The 16660-nt window shown below is 34.2% G+C and carries 18 protein-coding genes and 1 other annotated feature; of the genes, 12 read left to right on the top strand and 6 right to left on the bottom strand.

Annotation, left to right across the window (positions count from 1 at the left end; translation table 11 throughout):
* Positions 1-8 precede the first annotated feature (8 nt).
* A complete protein-coding gene (locus ACX9TM_RS25500; RefSeq protein WP_000454754.1) occupies positions 9-623 on the top strand; it encodes a DedA family protein in 615 nt (204 codons plus the stop codon).
* Between the two features lie 176 nt (positions 624-799).
* On the opposite strand, the gene ACX9TM_RS25495 is transcribed toward ACX9TM_RS25500, so the two are convergent.
* A complete protein-coding gene (locus ACX9TM_RS25495; protein WP_060634752.1) occupies positions 800-1591 on the bottom strand; it encodes a hypothetical protein in 792 nt (263 codons plus the stop codon).
* Positions 1592-1755: 164 nt separating this feature from the next.
* On the opposite strand from ACX9TM_RS25495, the gene ACX9TM_RS25490 reads away from it, so the two are divergent.
* From ACX9TM_RS25490 to ACX9TM_RS25475, 4 genes are all read left to right on the top strand, one after another.
* Positions 1756-1977, top strand: coding sequence for a helix-turn-helix transcriptional regulator (locus tag ACX9TM_RS25490; RefSeq protein WP_000776168.1), 222 nt, complete (start codon positions 1756-1758; stop codon positions 1975-1977).
* Positions 1967-2674, top strand: a complete 708-nt coding sequence (locus tag ACX9TM_RS25485; RefSeq protein ID WP_000837717.1) for a DUF3169 family protein — start codon at positions 1967-1969, stop codon at positions 2672-2674. The genes ACX9TM_RS25490 and ACX9TM_RS25485 overlap by 11 nt, the downstream gene beginning before the upstream one ends.
* A 42-nt stretch (positions 2675-2716) precedes the next feature.
* Positions 2717-3769, top strand: coding sequence for a zinc metalloprotease (locus ACX9TM_RS25480; RefSeq protein ID WP_002182986.1), 1053 nt, complete (start codon positions 2717-2719; stop codon positions 3767-3769).
* Positions 3770-3865: 96 nt separating this feature from the next.
* Positions 3866-4006, top strand: a complete 141-nt coding sequence (locus tag ACX9TM_RS25475) for a DUF3985 family protein (RefSeq protein ID WP_000404758.1) — start codon at positions 3866-3868, stop codon at positions 4004-4006.
* Between the two features lie 228 nt (positions 4007-4234).
* On the opposite strand, the gene ACX9TM_RS25470 is transcribed toward ACX9TM_RS25475, so the two are convergent.
* The gene (locus tag ACX9TM_RS25470; RefSeq protein WP_001077773.1) at positions 4235-4621 is read right to left on the bottom strand and encodes a DUF3938 domain-containing protein; all 387 of its coding nucleotides are present in this window, start codon (positions 4619-4621) and stop codon (positions 4235-4237) included.
* A gap of 460 nt (positions 4622-5081) precedes the next feature.
* Here ACX9TM_RS25470 and ACX9TM_RS25465 point away from each other — a divergent pair, with 460 nt between their 5' ends.
* Entirely contained in the window at positions 5082-5603 is a 522-nt protein-coding gene (locus ACX9TM_RS25465) for a GNAT family N-acetyltransferase (protein ID WP_000397307.1), read from the top strand.
* Positions 5604-5712: 109 nt separating this feature from the next.
* Here ACX9TM_RS25465 and ACX9TM_RS25460 read toward each other — a convergent pair whose 3' ends face one another.
* On the bottom strand, positions 5713-6606 hold the full coding sequence (locus ACX9TM_RS25460; protein ID WP_000530044.1) for a YitT family protein: 894 nt from the start codon (positions 6604-6606) through the stop codon (positions 5713-5715).
* Positions 6607-6883: 277 nt separating this feature from the next.
* Between ACX9TM_RS25460 and ACX9TM_RS25455 the strand changes: the two genes are divergently transcribed.
* The 3 genes from ACX9TM_RS25455 to ACX9TM_RS25445 all read left to right on the top strand — a co-directional run bounded on the left by ACX9TM_RS25455 (position 6884) and on the right by ACX9TM_RS25445 (position 8924).
* On the top strand, positions 6884-7168 hold the full coding sequence (locus tag ACX9TM_RS25455) for a hypothetical protein (RefSeq protein WP_000394930.1): 285 nt from the start codon (positions 6884-6886) through the stop codon (positions 7166-7168).
* A 28-nt stretch (positions 7169-7196) separates the two neighbouring features.
* Entirely contained in the window at positions 7197-7979 is a 783-nt protein-coding gene (gene yidC, locus ACX9TM_RS25450; RefSeq protein ID WP_000920524.1) for a membrane protein insertase YidC, read from the top strand.
* 129 nt (positions 7980-8108) lie between these two features.
* The gene (locus tag ACX9TM_RS25445; protein WP_000730850.1) at positions 8109-8924 is read left to right on the top strand and encodes a hypothetical protein; all 816 of its coding nucleotides are present in this window, start codon (positions 8109-8111) and stop codon (positions 8922-8924) included.
* Positions 8925-9002: 78 nt separating this feature from the next.
* Here the strand turns inward: ACX9TM_RS25445 and ACX9TM_RS25440 are convergent, their stop codons facing one another.
* Entirely contained in the window at positions 9003-9230 is a 228-nt protein-coding gene (locus ACX9TM_RS25440; protein WP_000562231.1) for a hypothetical protein, read from the bottom strand.
* 165 nt (positions 9231-9395) lie between these two features.
* Positions 9396-9632 (top strand) — a binding site (T-box leader).
* 169 nt (positions 9633-9801) lie between these two features.
* Here ACX9TM_RS25440 and ACX9TM_RS25435 point away from each other — a divergent pair.
* Together ACX9TM_RS25435 and ACX9TM_RS25430 are read left to right on the top strand one after the other, a co-directional pair.
* Positions 9802-11349: an IS200/IS605 family accessory protein TnpB-related protein gene (locus ACX9TM_RS25435; protein WP_065381818.1), complete on the top strand. Its 1548-nt coding sequence runs from the start codon at positions 9802-9804 to the stop codon at positions 11347-11349.
* A gap of 248 nt (positions 11350-11597) precedes the next feature.
* Entirely contained in the window at positions 11598-12911 is a 1314-nt protein-coding gene (locus tag ACX9TM_RS25430) for an APC family permease (RefSeq protein ID WP_000546301.1), read from the top strand.
* Positions 12912-13035: 124 nt separating this feature from the next.
* Here the strand turns inward: ACX9TM_RS25430 and ACX9TM_RS25425 are convergent, their stop codons facing one another.
* Positions 13036-14250 (bottom strand): hypothetical protein, encoded by a 1215-nt coding sequence (locus tag ACX9TM_RS25425; RefSeq protein ID WP_000788577.1) that lies wholly within the window; start codon positions 14248-14250, stop codon positions 13036-13038.
* Between the two features lie 67 nt (positions 14251-14317).
* Positions 14318-15073 carry a YiiX/YebB-like N1pC/P60 family cysteine hydrolase gene (locus ACX9TM_RS25420; RefSeq protein ID WP_000736809.1) on the bottom strand — a complete coding sequence of 252 codons (756 nt, stop codon included), beginning with the start codon at positions 15071-15073 and terminating at the stop codon, positions 14318-14320.
* A 398-nt stretch (positions 15074-15471) separates the two neighbouring features.
* On the opposite strand from ACX9TM_RS25420, the gene ACX9TM_RS25415 reads away from it, so the two are divergent.
* Positions 15472-16656, top strand: coding sequence for an MFS transporter (locus ACX9TM_RS25415; RefSeq protein WP_119684097.1), 1185 nt, complete (start codon positions 15472-15474; stop codon positions 16654-16656).
* Positions 16657-16660: the final 4 nt, after the last annotated feature.

The following is a 16660-nucleotide window of genomic DNA, read 5'->3' as shown; positions in this document are numbered from 1 at the left end:
GAGATGACATGGAATGGATTCATGAATTATTTCAGCAATACGGGTACTATGTTGTACTTGTCGGCTTGCTGTTAGAATATATTGCACTTCCGTTTCCGGGAGAGCCAACGTTAGCATATGCGGGATTTTTAGCACATAAGGGTGATTTAAGTTTACCGATTTTAATTATTCTATCCTTTATTGGGACAAGTGTAGGAATGACGATTCAATACTTTTTAGGAAATAAATTAGGTATGCCTTTCATTCAAAAGTATGGGAAATACGTATTTTTAACGCAAAGAAAAATTGACTTAACGAGAATGTGGTTTGATAAGTATGGGTACTTCTTAATTTTTATTGGTTTCTTTATTCCTGGTGTACGTCATTTCACAGGATACTTTGCAGGAATTATTAATTTACCATTCCGTCGTTTTGCCATTACAATTTATTCAGGTGCTCTATTTTGGGTATCATTCTTCTTAATCGGTGGTTACTGGTTAGGTGGAAACTTACATGATATCTTTGGAGTGCTAGAAGGTCATATCGGTAAAATCATTTTTGGAGTTATTGTGATTGTAGCGGTTACGTTAGGTATTCGTTTCCGTAAGCAGTTAAAACGAGTATTACTACAAAACGCAAGTTAATATGAAATCCATTCTATGTCAGAATTTAGGAAGTCAGTGCAAAAGCACTGACTTTTTTATTTTATCCCGCTATATGCCGGGCAGTAAGACCCCACCTCAAAATTCAGCGGAAGAAAAGAAGTTAGATGGGGCCCTGCTGCCGGTAAAAGCCCGATTGGTGAGGACTGATTAAAGTTTCATTTTATGTTCCAATCTATTTTAAATTTTCCTTTTAGCTGATTTCCGCTAACTATAATGTAATAAGTTCCTGTCTTAATTGCCGCGAAATGATATGTATTAGGGCCAGCTGGGGCTAAATAATTTTCTTTCTCTTGAAACTCACTAGCCATTTTTACGTCTCCCATGTAGCCATCCGGATTTTCAGCTCGTGATTCAATGCTGAATTCTAATATGTCACCTCGTCTTAGCTCAATTGGGACTTTATGTTCACCGCTAAAATGTTGAAAAGATGCTTCGAAAGAGTTTTCTGTTTTTGTTTCGACCCATTGTTCTTTTGATGTTCCAACCTTTTCTAAATCGATAAAGTTGATTGTGATAAATATAATAAGCATAATGCCTGGCACGACATATTGTATCCACTTAAATTTTGTTGCTATAACTGTACATAGGTAGAAAAAAAGAGAACACACTGCTCCAATTGATCCGAGAAACAAGAACTGTATTAGACTAGCTTCTTTAAATATTAGGAATGGAAGAGAAAATAAATAGCCGCAAAAAATATAAAGGCATAATGTCTTCAGTCTTGTATGTGTTTTTAATTTCAATTTATCGATGCAAATAGAACAAAAAATTGCATATGCCGCAAGAATAGGAACGAAGGGAACATATAGTAGTTCTCGTAATCCAGCTAAGAAACTATATAATGTTTGCTGATTAGTTGTTAAGAGAAGCGTGCTAATGAGTAATAATAACAAGAAAGTCGCTGTAAGCTTGGTAAGAATATAGGAAAAAGTAGATATTTTATTCATATGTCACTTCCTTTGTTTAATATTTCACATTCATTATATAGGTTATTTCTAACATAATACATCTTTATTTTTGTCAATTATTAACGTCAAAATGACAATTATAATTGACAAAAATAAGGATATTATTTACAATTTTAATTAAATAAATGAAAAAGAGGGAAGACATGAAGCTTCAAAATCGAGTGAGGGAATTGCGAGCAAAGCATCGTTTATCACAAGGGGATTTAGGGAAAGCGATTGGATCATCACGGCAAACGATTAGTTTAATTGAGCGCGGGGATTATGCACCATCTATCGTATTGTCGTTAAAAATCGCACAAATTTTCAATGTACCGGTGGAGGAAATATTTACGTTAGTAGAGGGGGAAGAGGACGATGAAGAGTAAACGAAAAAAACAATTTGATTCTGTGGGGAAAATAGCATTAAGTATGATGGGCGGCTTTTTAACGTCTTATATAGCTTTAAATTTACTCTCGGATGAACCGAGAAAATTATCATCCAATACATTTATAGGTATATGTACTATTTTTGGAATCTTAATGATGTACTATACTTGGAAGAATACACGTATGTTAGCAGAGGCACGCGATGAAGAAGAGAGCGTACAAGGCAGAAAATTAGGCATTATAAGTATATATTTACGTGTAGGCGATATAGTTACGCAGGCATGGTTTGTATATGCAGTTATTACATGTAGACGTGCACTGTTGCAGGATACAAATGTTTCATTTGCGGTGTGGAATTTAGTGGCTTCTATTGTTTGTTTAACTACTGTAGTAATTATCGGACTTATAACAAAAAATCGTTATAATAAGCTATATCCTGAACAAGGTGTAACGTATATGGAATCTATGAAAATGTGGACGAAAAACGCAGATGAAGGATTAAAGCACATTGTGCATGAGGCTGGATATAAAGCGTATGAATTTACGAATACAATATTGGCATATGTATGGTGGGCTGCCGTTATATATACAGCTGCTAGTGATATCGATTTTGTATTAATTGGCTTAATCTCATTTATTTGGATATTGCATCTCGGGAAGTTCATGTACGAAATGCAAAGAAAAATGATTTATTAAGGGGAGAAAAAGGTGGATATTTTAAGAAGGCCAGCTGGCTCAATGACAGTGGCGCTAATTCTGTCCATTTTATACGGAGTAATCCGAACTGGGAAATTAGAAGTAATTTTGAACTTATGGGCAATAGTTGGAATTTCATTGTTAGTGTTAGCCATTCATGAGCTAGGACATGTAGTATTTGGTGTAATAGGTGGTTTGACATTTAAATTTATGACAGTAGGACCCATTACTATTCAAAAAGAAAAAGGAAAATTACGCATTCGAGAAAATAAATTGTGGGCGTATTTTGGAGGCGTTGCAACACTAGTACCACCTTCTATAGAGACACCGAATCTTTCGAAAAAGTGGGCGTGGCTCACTTTAGGTGGACCGATTACGAGTTTACTATTTGGTATTACTTCCGGTTACATATATATGGTGAGTTATTATCAATATCTTTTATATTTTTCCTTTTTCCATTTTGCAATCTTTGCGGTTACAATTGTGCCGATAAAAGGAATGCTTATGAGTGATGGGATGCAATTTCTTATTTTAATTAAAGATGATGAAAGAGCTAGAAATCACTTATATGAGATTCAAATATCGAGTGAGTTATTTAGTTATAAAAGACCGAAAGATTGGGATGAAAGGTTAGTAGAATTGAGTGAGGAGAAAATAAAAGAGAATAAAGGGATAAGAGAGATAATGAGTAGACTTATGCTCGTCTTTTTTGCTCGTGCAGATCAAGAGGGAATGGAAAGAGCGATACCGTATATAGAACGAATTGTTCAACTACCTGTAACGAAAGAAAATAAGTTTTTCGTTAGTAGTTTTCATAGTTGGTACCTTTTATATAAAGCCCTTTATCAGATGGATAGTCTTTCTTTGCAAGAAGCAAAGGAACATGCAAAGGCTATTACAAAAATGGACCTAAGTGGATATTACCGTACACAAGGAATTATTAGATATGTAGAGGGTAATATGGAAGCGTCCCGTACTTATATGAAGAAAGCCGATCAAGAATTAAAGAGCGCCGAGAAGAGTGAGATGGGATATTTACAAGTAGAAAGAGAATGGTTTGAGCAGCTGAAAGAGAGGGTATCTTACGATGGGTGAGGTATCCTCTTTTTTATATGTCATCTTATGCCGTTCCATAAACAGCCTAGGGCGAGTAAAATGAGATAAGAAGAGCAAAGCTTGGAGGAAGTAAATATGGAAATCTTATCAATTATTTTGATAGTCTTGCTCATTTATGTTGTTTTTAAAGTGGCATATGTAGCATTAAAGATACTCGCGATCCTATTAATTATCTTTTTAATCGTAGAGTTCGGCAGTAAGTTGCTTGGGGGATAGGGTATGTTGTGCGTTTTGAGTGTCGAAGGATGTCGGTAAATCGATATCCTACGTCGAATCGTTGATATAAGTGGAGAAACAATCGATATATTTGAAAAATCGTTGATATATTTTAGTGAATACGAAGTGGGGTATGTGGAAAAGAAGTTGCCGTGAGGGTAACTTCTTTTTATCGTGATGCGGGGATATGCAAACCAACATGAAAAAGCTGGAAGAGTATCTTCCAGCTTAAGAGTTACTTTCAATTTGGCGACCGCTATCTTCTTCATTGTCTTGTAAAAGGTTGAATACGTCTGCTAGGCAGAATGCAATGAACCAAGTCCATAGACCGTGGAAGAAAGCTGAGCTTAATTGAAGTGGTAATGTATAGTTTGTCATTGAGTAGGAAATACATCCACCAACGATTCCGATCATTGTTAATAACATTGTTTTTTGAGCGTTTTCTTCTGGATTGAAGAGGAAGTAAATGTATCCGCCTAAAATTGAAGCGCTTACAAGTGTTTCGATTCCATTAAAGATGATATTCTCTCCAAGCTGAGTGTTTGTCCAGAAGCAGATTGTTCCGCCGATAATAGCAAACAGGACAGCTATTGTATATCGTATATATTGATTCATATGTTCATCTCCCTATGTAATAAGATGATTTGGAAGTCAAAAAGGTAGGTATAGTATATTGAAGTGAGTTTTAATTGTACGTATCTTTTTATAAAAAGATCATTGAAGAGTAACTAAGATGATCGGTTGTTTAAACCGTTACGTGTATGGTGTCTGAAATATACCCGACTGCTCGTTTCTTTTTGCTTGTAAAATAAGAGAAACTTCCAAGTCTATATACTCTTTTTTTGTGAGTCTGCTTTCATTATAACACATTTAGGGACATAATAATAGAATTATCTGATTTTGTAATAAGTGTAAAAAATAAAAAGCGCAAGGAAATACCATTAACGGTGCAGTTTAGTGGAAGAAGGATTTTAATTTATTATGATGAAATATGTAATCAAGGTGAGATCTAAGAATGAGGCTTAAATACTATAAAAAATGTTTTATAGCATGAATGTAAGGGAGGAGAGCTAACTTGGAGTTCACAACAGAAAGATTAATAATTAGACCTTTTAAGAGTACTGATTTACAGGATGTATTTGCTATTTATAATAGTGATGATACATGTAAGTTCCTATTACATAATAAGTGGACTCATGAAGACATGCAGAAAAGATTTAATAAGAAGTTAGCAAATAATGTACTTACTAAAGAAACAATATTAAGTTTGGCAGTTATATACAAAACTAAAGTAGTTGGTGATTTATCCGTATGGTACACAAATATGAAAGACACTGTTGAGATTGGTTATAGTTTTTCAAATGAAGTAGCTGGGAGAGGTTTGGCGACAGAAGCAGTAAGTAGTTTGGTATTGAAATTATTTAATGAATGTAATGTACATCGTATACAGGCTAATCTTGATGCACGTAATACAGCTTCACAAAAATTGTGTGAACGAATAGGTATGAGAAAGGAAGCCCATTTCATACAAGATTTTTGGAATAAAGATGAATGGACAGATAGTATTGTATATGGAATGCTATCCTCCGATTTGTAGTAATAAACTTAGTGATTTTATTATGCTAAAAGGTACGTTAGTTGAATAACAAAGGGCATAACATATTATATATGACTAATATGTTATGCCCTTTAATTTATTAACCTTTTTATATGCGTTTGAAACGGCCGACAATTTCAACTGTTTCAGTAATGTTCATAAATGCTTTGTTATCCACTTGACGGATAATACGTTTCATTTCGCCTAACTCATAGCGAGTCACGACAGTGTAAATCATTTTTTTCTTATGGTTTGTATAGCCGCCGACAGCGTCTACCATTGTCACCCCGCGTATGCCGTGATGTAGTAGTGCGCTTTTTATTTCCTCGCCTTTTTCTGTAATAGTCATTATCGTTAATTTAATATGTTTCGTATGCACAGCGTCGATAACTTTGCTGACTACAAATCGACTAATTAACGTATAAAGTGTAATATCCCATCCGAAAATAAAACCTGCTGCTACAAGTAAGATTAAGTTGAATACAAATATGATTGCTCCAATTGAAACATCTCGATATTTCGCTACAATCAATCCAACAACATCAAAACCACCTGTTGAAGAAGCAAATCGGAATATAATTCCTGAAGCTGCTCCGCAGATGACACCACCGAATACAGAAGAAAGTAAAATATCGTCTGAAACTTGGTGTACCGGGATAATGTTCATCGCTAACGATGATACAGCTACAAAGTAAGCTGTTAAAAAGGTTGTCTTCTTGCCTAAGTAAAAGTGACTTAAAATAAGAAGAGGAATGTTTAGTAAAAAGATAAGTGCACCGATATTGTAGTGCATTAAATAACCGATAATCATCCCTACACCAGCGAATCCACCGCTAATCATATTATGCGGGATAAAAAACATATTCATAGAAATTGCATACAAAATAGAAGCTATAAAAATAACAACCAACTGTATCATAAATTCTAAGTGAAATGTTTTAGCTGCTGGGAAGGATAAAAAGGCGGTGTCGGGAACGTAATCGGCGTCTCCTAGTTGACCCATAGTATGTTTCATCTCCATATTCATTTTTGATTACAAGAAGAGAATAAAGGTTTTTTCAAAAACTGGCAATAGTTTTATTATAATGCAAAAATTTTATAAATTTCTAATAAATCAAGCCTATTCATTGATGTGTGTGAATATGCTAAAGAAAGCGAATACAACGTTTCTTAATTATTGTTTTCTTGAGAAAATATGCAAAATACTTTTTTTGAAAATAAAAGGAAATAGAGAATATTTGCCCGATGTGCTAAAATGACCTTATTAAGGATGTGAAGCGATGGAATTTTTATTGCAGGATGCAATTCTATATATATCGTTTGTAACGACGGCACTTTGTTTATTAGAAGTTTTCTTCCTTGCTAATGTTTCTCGCTTTGTGCGTCAACAAGCATCAAGCGGTAGACAAAGAGCTTTTGCGTTAGTTGATACATGTGAAGATAGTGCGGGAAATGTACCGCTATTTTCTATTTTTTATAAATATGGAATGATTCGTTCTGTACGTAGACAAGAATCAAGTGAAGAGAATGACGAGGTCGGTCCGTATACGCCAATGTTTCGCTAAATAATTACGAAACATTGGAGGAATGAACATGTTAAAATCATACCGAGCTGTGCTCGTTAGTTTATCATTATTATTTGTTTTTGTTTTATCTGGTTGCAGTAATGCAGCCCCAATTGATGCACATAGTACGGGAATTTGGGATCATTATTTTGTATATCCAATCTCGTTTATGATTCAATTTGTTGCTCATCATATACCTGGAGCTAGCTTTGGGATTGCTATCATTATTATGACGCTCGTTATTCGTTCAGCAATGATTCCATTAGCTGTTTCGCAATATCGCAGCCAAGCGAAAATGAAGAAAATGCAACCTGAATTGCAGAAGCTAAAGAAAAAGTACGGTGATGTAAGCAAAGACCTTGAAAAACAAAAGCAGTATCAAAAAGAAATGTCAGAACTAATGAAATCAGGCGGTTGGAATCCACTTGCTGGTTGCTGGCCATTATTAATACAAATGCCGATTTTCTCTGCTTTGTATTATGCGATTAGCAGAACTGAAGAGATTCGCACATCTTCGTTTTTATGGGTGAACCTAGGACATGCAGATCCATATCATATATTACCGATTATTGCAGCGTTAACGACATTTATTCAGATGAAAGTTTTCCAATCGAATATTACACCTGGAGAACAAGTACAGATGCTAAAGATGCAGCAAATTATGATGCCGGCAATGATTCTATTTATGGGGTTTGCGGCGCCATCAGGACTTGTGTTGTACTGGATAACAGGTAACTTATTTACAATGACACAAACAATTGTATTAAGAAAAATAATGGAACGTGAAGAGTTACAATTACAAAAAGCATAGAGAAACACCGCTCATTACGAGCGGTGTTTTTTTGTTAAATCGTTAAGGAAATGTTAAGAAACCGACATTACTATAGGCATTGTATACGAAAGTGTACATGCATTAGAAATATGAAGGAGGAAATTTCCTATGAAGAAGAAAACAGTTGGTTATTTAGCGATTGCAGGTGCTTTATCATTCGGAATCATTGGAGGAGTCGGCATTCCGGCATTCGCGGCAACGAATACTCCAGCAGTGGATCAGCCTGCAAAAACGGCGAAAAAGGATTTGGATGACGCTACAAAACAAAAAGTAAAAACAATTATGGACGATACAAAGAAACAGTTAGAGGAACTAGGTGTAAAGCTTCCAGAGAAAGAGAAGCGTAAAGACATGTTTGCAGGATTAGATGAACAGGCGAAAGAAAAAGCGAAGTCCATTTTAGAGCAAGAGAAGTCTGGTAAATTAACACGAGAACAGGCAAAAGAAGAATTAACAAAATTAGGCGTGAAGTTCCCAGAAAAGGGTAAGCACAAAGAAATGTTTGCGGGATTAGATGAACAGGCGAAAGAAAAAGCGAAGTCCATTTTAGAGCAAGAGAAATCTGGAAAATTAACGCATGAGCAAGCAAAAGAGGAATTAACAAAGCTAGGCGTGAAAATGCCGGAGAAAGGTAAACATGGAGACATGTTTGCTAACTTAGATGAACAGACAAAAGAGAAAGCGAAGTCAATTTTAGAGCAAAAGAAATCCGGAAAATTAACGCATGAGCAAGCAAAAGAAGAATTAACAAAATTAGGTGTGAAACTTCCAGAGAAAGAGAAGCATGAAGACATCTTTGCTGGATTAGATGAAGCAACAAAAACAAAAGCAAAAGCGATTTTAGACAACGAAAAGAAACAATTAGAGGCATTGAATGTTGATTTACCGCACCATAAGTTTTTTATGAAAAAAGAAGATAAATAATTGATTTATGTATCTTTCGTGTGGGCAACCGGAAGGTACGTGCGAGGACCGATTTCTGTCAGCAGAAATCGGTCCCTTTTAATGATTCAATAAAATTCTTTTCATTGTTAGTATGTATCCGAAGATGCAGTAGAAGATTGCAAAACCGATAAACACTTCCGTATATTGATATTTACCCAATACGTAGAAGGAAACAGCTGGTATAATAGCTACCGCTAAAATGCTATAACCAGGATACTTGTGGCGATGCATGATAGCGAATAGAATAGAGAGAAACGTAGCAATGATACAAAAGACAGCAATCATTATTGGTGCACCTCCTAAACGGATTATACCATTTTTAGGGAAATAGGGAAGTTTTGTATCTTCTGTTATAATATAAGAAGAGAAATATTTCCTATGTTATATAAAAAATATATTGATTTTTTCTAACAATTCAATATAATGAACAATAACTACAAAATTCGACATCAAGAAGTGATGATGAGGACACGATCAATTTTTTACGATTTTCAGAGAGGGAAGCCTTTGGCTGTGAGCTTCCTAATACGGAAAAATGGATTACCACCTCTGAACTGCAGCAGTGAACGAGCATCTAGTAATTGCTTGCCGGCAAAAACCGTTATTTAGACTTGAGAAATTGGTGAAGTGTGTTACTTTACGAATTGAAACAAGGGTGGAACCACGAATACAACACTCGTCCCTTTTTTAGGGAGGAGTGTTTTTTTATTTCATTTTTGCATCACACTAGAATTGGAAGGAGGTAATAACAGTAAATAAGAATCTATAAAAAACTATAAAAATTTACAATTACAGGTTTTATATTTTACAGAATTCAACCTATAATATTTTCAGGTGATGAAAAGGGGGGAAAAGGATGAAAACAACACGTACTTGTAAAATCAATTCTATTACAAAAGAACAAACGGAAGATTTAATTACTTTGATCCGTACGTTCGAAAGTGCAAAACGATATAGTTTTAATCGTTTGATTGAGGGCGAAAACGAGAAAGAATTGATAAAAAAACTACAACCTAAATATTTGTTAAATAAACGTTTTTGTGAAGATGCAATTTTACAAGCGCAAACGATCCTTTTCTCTCAAAAAGAACTTCTTCCTGTTTACCTAGAAAACAATCAAAAAAAGTTAGAAAAGACGTTACAAAAAATAGATGATTATGAACGCGGCAAAAAAAGACCTAAACAAGTTGCATTAGAAACTTGTCTAATTGGATTAAGAAAACGAAAACAAAAATTAGAACAAAAAATTGAAACGTATGCAAAACATATTAAAAATAAAACATTACCTCCTATTATTTTTGGTGGGCGGAAAAATTTCTATGAAAGAATGAAAGATAAGATATCCAATCAAGAATGGAAAGATTTGCGGACACGACAATTATATTCTCGCGGAGATAAAAGCAAAAAAGGGAATTTGAACATGCGCATTACAGTTGATGATTGTGGGCAAGGATGGTTAGAAATTGCAAATCCATTAGGACGAACAAATGGAAAAACAAAAAGCCCACGAATCAAAGTTCCGATTATCATTCCATATCATTTTTATCATCAAATCACAAATGTCGTTATGGGAAAGCAAATCGGTGTAAATCCAAAAGGAAAACCGATTATAGAGCATCAAAAATATAGTGTAGAAATCATTCGTAAACAAAATGAATTTTATGTGAATATTACGTTTGATGAAACAGAAATAGGTCGTGTACTAGATTTCAAGGAAACACCACAATCAGATGTAATTGCAGGAATTGATGTAAATCCGGACCGTATTGCAGTTAGTTTATGTACAAAACAAGGTAATTTTAAAGGTTCAAAAATTTTTTATCTACACAATCTGAATGCGTTTTCAACAAACAAACGCGCAACGATAATTGGACAAATCGTACAACAAATTAAAACATGGTTATTGGAAAACAATGTAGGTGGAATTGTTTTAGAAGATTTAAAGTTTCAACAATCTCATGATACTGATAAATACAGTAATCGTAATTTCCATCAATTTACGTATAAAAAGATGTTGAACAGTTTAATTCGTATGTCTCTTCGTAACGGATTTTCTGTTAAAACAGTAAACCCCGCTTATACAAGTGTGATTGGAAAATTAAAATACAGTAAAAATTTCGGTATTAGCTTTCATGAAGCAGCCGCATTCGCGATCGCAAGACGTGGATTAGAATTGCAAGAACAAGTACCACAAGAGATTATATTATTATTAAAAAACCAAATTACAACAAAACTGCGTATTCTTGTTGCTTCCATGGAAGAAAGTAAAAAGAATACGCAAAAAGTATATAAAAAATGGTTACAAACAATTCAAACGTGGAAAGAATATCACAATTGGAAATTGTGGAGCATTCTTCATAAAACTGTTTATATGAGCAATCAACAATTCGTATTTAAAATTTAAATGAGAAGGGGGGTACTGGTTTATTTCTTATAACCTCTTGCATACTACTGACTTGGATGAATGGTAGTATGCAAGGACAGATCGTTCCTAACAGGAACCTGCCGTCATTCTTTCACAATAGGTGGATGAAAAGGTCACAACCCTTACGGACAGGAAAAAGGTGAGATTCCTTTTCGGTAGTTGGCATTTGACTTGGTTCGCCAACAATTTATAGATTTTTATAAGAATTTTAAACCAGGATACGCAGCATGCATCATGATGAGAAGAACAAAATTGGTTTAACGGTAGCACTTTCTATCGTAGTAGGAACGATTATTGGGTCTGGTGTGTTTATGAAACCAGGCAGCGTATTAGATTACTCGGGGAGTTCTAATATGGCGATTCTTGCTTGGATAATTGGTGGTCTGTTAACGTTAGCAAGTGGTTTAACAGTAGCCGAAATTGGAGCGCAAATCCCGAAAAATGGTGGGTTGTATACGTATTTAGAGGAGATTTATGGAAGTTTTTGGGGGTATTTATCAGGCTGGATGCAAACAATTGTGTATGGGCCAGCTATTATTGGAACGTTAGGGTTATACTTTAGTTCTTTAATGATTAATTTTTTCTATTTAGATAAAGTATGGAATTTACCAATCGCAATTGGAACAGTTGTGTTCCTTGGCGTTGTAAATAGTATGGGAACAAAATACGGAGGTATCGTCCAAACGATCACGACAATCGGGAAGATGATTCCAATCGTATTAATTGTTGTGTTAGGTTTTTGGAAAGGGAATAGCGATATCTTTAACGTAGTTGTGCCGATATCAGAAAATCAAAGTATCGGGATGGCGATCTTAGCAACATTATTTGCTTATGACGGCTGGATTCTACTTGCGTCAATTGGTGGAGAAATGAAGAATCCAACAAAGCTATTACCGAAAGCAATGACAGTTGGGATTTTAATTGTAACAGCTGCTTACGTATTAATTAATTTGGCGTTATTGAATGTATTACCAGCAACGCAAATTGTAGAACTTGGAGAAAATGCAACAGCGACAGCTGCAGGAATGCTACTTGGAGAATATGGCGGGAAAATTATTAGTATCGGTATTATCGTTTCTATTTTCGGTTGTTTAAATGGAAAGATTTTAACATTCCCACGTATCCCGATGTCGATGGCAGAACGTGGACAACTTCCATTTGCTAAGTTTATTGCAAAGGAAAGTCCAAGATTTAAAACACCAGCAAATGCGATTACTGTTGAAATCATTTTAGGAATTATTTTAATGATTATTAGTGATCCAAATAAGCTATCTGAGATTTCCGTATTCATTATTTATATTTTCTACGTAATGACGTTTATCGGTGTCTTCATTTTAAGAAAACGTAATAAAAATAAAGAGCGTGCATACAGTGTACCGTTATTCCCAATCGTCCCAATCGTTGCGATTTTGGGCTCACTCTTTGTAATCGGTAGTGCGATTATTAACGATCCACTAAGTTGTTTCTTATCAATTGGAATTGTCTTTACGGGACTGCCGGTATATTGGTATTTAAATAAGAAGAATAAAACTGCTGTTTAATAATTAGAAAACAGGCGTATCATACGCCTGTTTTTTATATGAAAAAATTTGAAAGTATAAAATTAGAATTATGGGGAATTACATTACCCTATTCTATAACCTAGAAACAGGTAATTAAGTATAGTTAATTATCTGTTTTGGGTAGTAACATTTTAAAGTCATAAGCATAAACTTTCTTTCCGCCTTTCACAGTGGCGAGTATAGATTCTATACCTTGTATTTCTTGTTCGGATACTTTTCTTCCGTTTGTTAAGTTGTATCTTTCTATATAGTATTTATTATTGCGCTTTGCATCATAACGTAGAACATATAATGAGTCGTTTTCGAAATAAGTTTGTTCATTATATCTAACACCATCTTTAACATGGTAATCTATGGTGAATTTATGGCTCATCGTATTATTTTTAGGGTTATATGTATATATATCACCAAGACCGTTTAAAAAATATAATTCGTTGTTATATATATATGCGGAATTATCTAATGAAAATGGGCTGGTTGCAGTTGAGTTTTCTTCTTTATACATAAATATTGTATTTTGTTCTAAAGTGGCTTTATTAGTACGTAACAAGAATGTTTCCCCTTTTAGCGGATCATCCTTATCAATTGTACTCATAACCATGTAGTAATTCTCTGAATCTACTAAAATAGGTGAAAGATTAGCATGGTCCTCTTTTCCATTTATATTAAGCGCTGTAATATTCTCTATATTCATTGTTGCATCATTAAACGTTAATTTTTTCAATTCGTATTTATTAGTAACTAATTCTTGAGTGGCTACTAAAATATTTTCCCCATCTAATCCAGAGCTAATAATGAAATGAGGGATATTACTTTTATGAATAACTTTTTCATTTCCGAATAAAACATTTGAATTATAGTTCCCGTTCTCTTTGTCCATTCCTGAATTGTAAATAGTAACAAATATCTTTTGGTTTGCTAAATATCCATTAAAATCACCGGTATGTTGGTATTTTATTTTATGAGTAGTAGGATTTTCTCCTAGAAATGTTATAGTATTTTTACTCTCTAATAGAACTTGTTTTTTATCGTCAGATACACCAATACCGCCGAGCTCTAGACCACCCATTTTATATCCGCTAGCAACGCCTTGTTTATTTATAAATATGGCATAACTAATGCCTTTACCATCTAAATCTTGATCGGCAGTGGATGAGAAGTAAAGCACAGCCTTTTTATCATCTAAAAAATTTTTATTTTGTATTTCTTTATCTGATATTAAGTTTGCATTCTTATCTTTTATACATAAATAGTAAGCTAATACTGCAATCGTTATAATAATCGTAAAAAATAGAATTATTTTCCGGTGATTTTTCATTTTCACTTCTGCTCCTCAAATAACCAAAAAGTGAAACAAATAAATTGTTTCACTTTCAGTTTTAAAATTATATATTACGAATTAATGATGTTTTTTGCGCATCTCTAACATCTCGAGGATATACACCTGCTCCACCATCTTTATCTAAATCTAAACCACCATGTAATTTATAAGCAGACCATATCAATTTAGAACAATTCTTCGCGCCATAATGGCTAGTATTTCTATTGTTTGCGAAATTATAAGAATAGTCATCCTTTCCTACACGATCTTTCGCCCACCAAGCTGCGTCATTTTTATTTTGCCAAGAAGTATTTACAGATTTGACAACTGCATCACCTTTATCAACTAAGCGTTTATTAGTAGCAATTGTGCGCACACCTTTGTCTGGTACAGATTCAACAATCAAGTCTTTACTATAGTACATACCGACATGTCCGTGATTCATATAAGCAGTTGTAGATCCAGTATAATAAAAGTCGCCCATATTAGAATTTCCTACTTTTACATTTCCGCCGCTAGCACCATATTGAACATTAGTAGTATCTTTATTATTTCGTTGAGTAGCTTCTCGTTCTCCTTGTTCATGATTTGCTTTTAATTCTTTATAAATTTGTTCTGCTAAAGCTTCTTTTGTATTGCCCGTATTTTTTGCAACTTCAATAATATCTGAAATTAACTCTTCTGTACTTACGTCTGGCTGCAATTTCTTAATCTCATTTAAATACGGAAGTTCGTTACTTGCTGCGAAAGATGATGTAGGCACAAGCCCAGCTGAAGCTAAAATACTTGCTGTCAAAGTTAGTGCAGTTAATTTTTTCATTTCTTTTCCCCCTAAGTTTTTTGATATTCCAAACTATTGTGTGTTTGTAAAGTATAGTATTTACTCTACAAGAAAATAATAATTTTTCTGTAATTTTAATACAAGTCTAGTAAAGAAAAATCTTATTTGGTACAATTTGTTTGTAAATAATAGGAAATTTAATCAAGTTTATTATAAATTAAATTTATATATATAAATTTAATAATGAATGTTGTTTTTTATTAATATTTCTTAGTTTGATTACAAATTGGATAGAAGTAGTGATAATTTTTCAGATAAGGATCTTTATTTAAATGTTGGAGATATATCATAAGAGGGAAGTTTTTTATTATAAAAAATTATACTTGCGTCCACTTTCTATTTTGGTTACTATAGTCGTAGTAACCAAAATAGAAAGCGTGGGGAAAGACTTGAATTTTCGTGTTTATATTTTAGCTATCGCGGCTTTCGTAGTCGGAACGGTTGAGTTAATTATAGGAGGAACGCTCGATTTAGTTGCCAATGATTTAGGAGTATCTATTAGCGCAGCTGGTCAGCTTATAACAATATTTTCGGTAGTATTTGCTTTGTCAGGTCCAGTTTTATTAGCTGTGACAGGGAAGTTTGAAAGAAAAACATTGTATGTTGGAGCATTATCGATTTTCTTAATCGGAAATATTATTTCCGCGTTTAGTGTGAATTACGGAATGCTAATGTTCTCAAGGGTTATTTGTGCGGCGAGTGGTTCATTAATTATTGCACTATCTGTAACACTTGCGTCTAGTGTAGTAGAACCGCATTTTCGTGCGCGTGCAATTGGAATCATTTTTATGGGAATTAGTGGATCACTTGTACTTGGAGTACCGCTCGGTCTTGTACTCGGAAATGCATACGGATGGCGTGCACCATTTGTATTAATTTCTGTGTTAACAGTTATGGCAATAGCTTGTATTTCATTGTTCTTAACGAAGGTACCACCGACATCGGTATTATCAATAAAAGAACAACTTGCTACTTTAAAAGATAAAAAAATTGTAAGTGCACAGTTAACATCATTTTTGTTTTTAACGGGGCATTTAACATTGTATGCATATTTAACACCATTTTTAAAAGATGTTATGAATGTTGAAGCAAACTGGATAAGTGTGTTTTACTTTATTTTCGGAATCGCAGCAGTAATCGGCGGCGGATTCGGTGGCTGGCTTGCTGATAAATGGGGATCGAAGAAAAGTATTATTTCTATCATTATCGTATTTGCGTGTGCAATCTTCATACTGCCATTAATGACATTCTCATTCCCGCTCTTCATCATTATGATGGGACTTTGGAGTATGCTGAGCTGGGCGATTTCACCAGCACAGCAAAATTATTTAATTGAAATTGCACCGGAATCAGCTGGTATTCAGCAAGGTTTAAATAACTCTGCGCTTCATTTAGGAATTGCACTTGGTTCAACAGTAGGCGGAGTTGTTATTGAAAAATCATCTGTTATATATAATGCTTGGGTAGGCGGTGGCTTTATTATATTAGCACTGCTTTGCGCGATTTTCTCGATTACGAGAGGACGCTCTACTCAGTTCGTAAAAGAAGAATCTATCGTTTGATAGG

The sequence above is a fragment of the Bacillus sp. LH1 genome (assembly GCF_057924895.1).
This window is presented reverse-complemented; position numbering and strand designations above follow the sequence as displayed.

What these genes read in the sequence shown, in the direction of transcription:
- ACX9TM_RS25500 (WP_000454754.1), top strand. Translation starts at nt 9, where the DNA reads ATGGAATGGATTCATGAATTATTTCAGCAATACGGGTACTATGTTGTA.
- ACX9TM_RS25495 (WP_060634752.1), bottom strand. Translation starts at nt 1,591, where the DNA reads ATGAATAAAATATCTACTTTTTCCTATATTCTTACCAAGCTTACAGCG.
- ACX9TM_RS25490 (WP_000776168.1), top strand. Translation starts at nt 1,756, where the DNA reads ATGAAGCTTCAAAATCGAGTGAGGGAATTGCGAGCAAAGCATCGTTTA.
- ACX9TM_RS25485 (WP_000837717.1), top strand. Translation starts at nt 1,967, where the DNA reads ATGAAGAGTAAACGAAAAAAACAATTTGATTCTGTGGGGAAAATAGCA.
- ACX9TM_RS25480 (WP_002182986.1), top strand. Translation starts at nt 2,717, where the DNA reads ATGACAGTGGCGCTAATTCTGTCCATTTTATACGGAGTAATCCGAACT.
- ACX9TM_RS25475 (WP_000404758.1), top strand. Translation starts at nt 3,866, where the DNA reads ATGGAAATCTTATCAATTATTTTGATAGTCTTGCTCATTTATGTTGTT.
- ACX9TM_RS25470 (WP_001077773.1), bottom strand. Translation starts at nt 4,621, where the DNA reads ATGAATCAATATATACGATATACAATAGCTGTCCTGTTTGCTATTATC.
- ACX9TM_RS25460 (WP_000530044.1), bottom strand. Translation starts at nt 6,606, where the DNA reads ATGGGTCAACTAGGAGACGCCGATTACGTTCCCGACACCGCCTTTTTA.
- ACX9TM_RS25455 (WP_000394930.1), top strand. Translation starts at nt 6,884, where the DNA reads ATGGAATTTTTATTGCAGGATGCAATTCTATATATATCGTTTGTAACG.
- yidC (WP_000920524.1), top strand. Translation starts at nt 7,197, where the DNA reads ATGTTAAAATCATACCGAGCTGTGCTCGTTAGTTTATCATTATTATTT.
- ACX9TM_RS25445 (WP_000730850.1), top strand. Translation starts at nt 8,109, where the DNA reads ATGAAGAAGAAAACAGTTGGTTATTTAGCGATTGCAGGTGCTTTATCA.
- ACX9TM_RS25440 (WP_000562231.1), bottom strand. Translation starts at nt 9,230, where the DNA reads ATGATTGCTGTCTTTTGTATCATTGCTACGTTTCTCTCTATTCTATTC.
- ACX9TM_RS25435 (WP_065381818.1), top strand. Translation starts at nt 9,802, where the DNA reads ATGAAAACAACACGTACTTGTAAAATCAATTCTATTACAAAAGAACAA.
- ACX9TM_RS25430 (WP_000546301.1), top strand. Translation starts at nt 11,598, where the DNA reads ATGCATCATGATGAGAAGAACAAAATTGGTTTAACGGTAGCACTTTCT.
- ACX9TM_RS25425 (WP_000788577.1), bottom strand. Translation starts at nt 14,250, where the DNA reads ATGAAAAATCACCGGAAAATAATTCTATTTTTTACGATTATTATAACG.
- ACX9TM_RS25420 (WP_000736809.1), bottom strand. Translation starts at nt 15,073, where the DNA reads ATGAAAAAATTAACTGCACTAACTTTGACAGCAAGTATTTTAGCTTCA.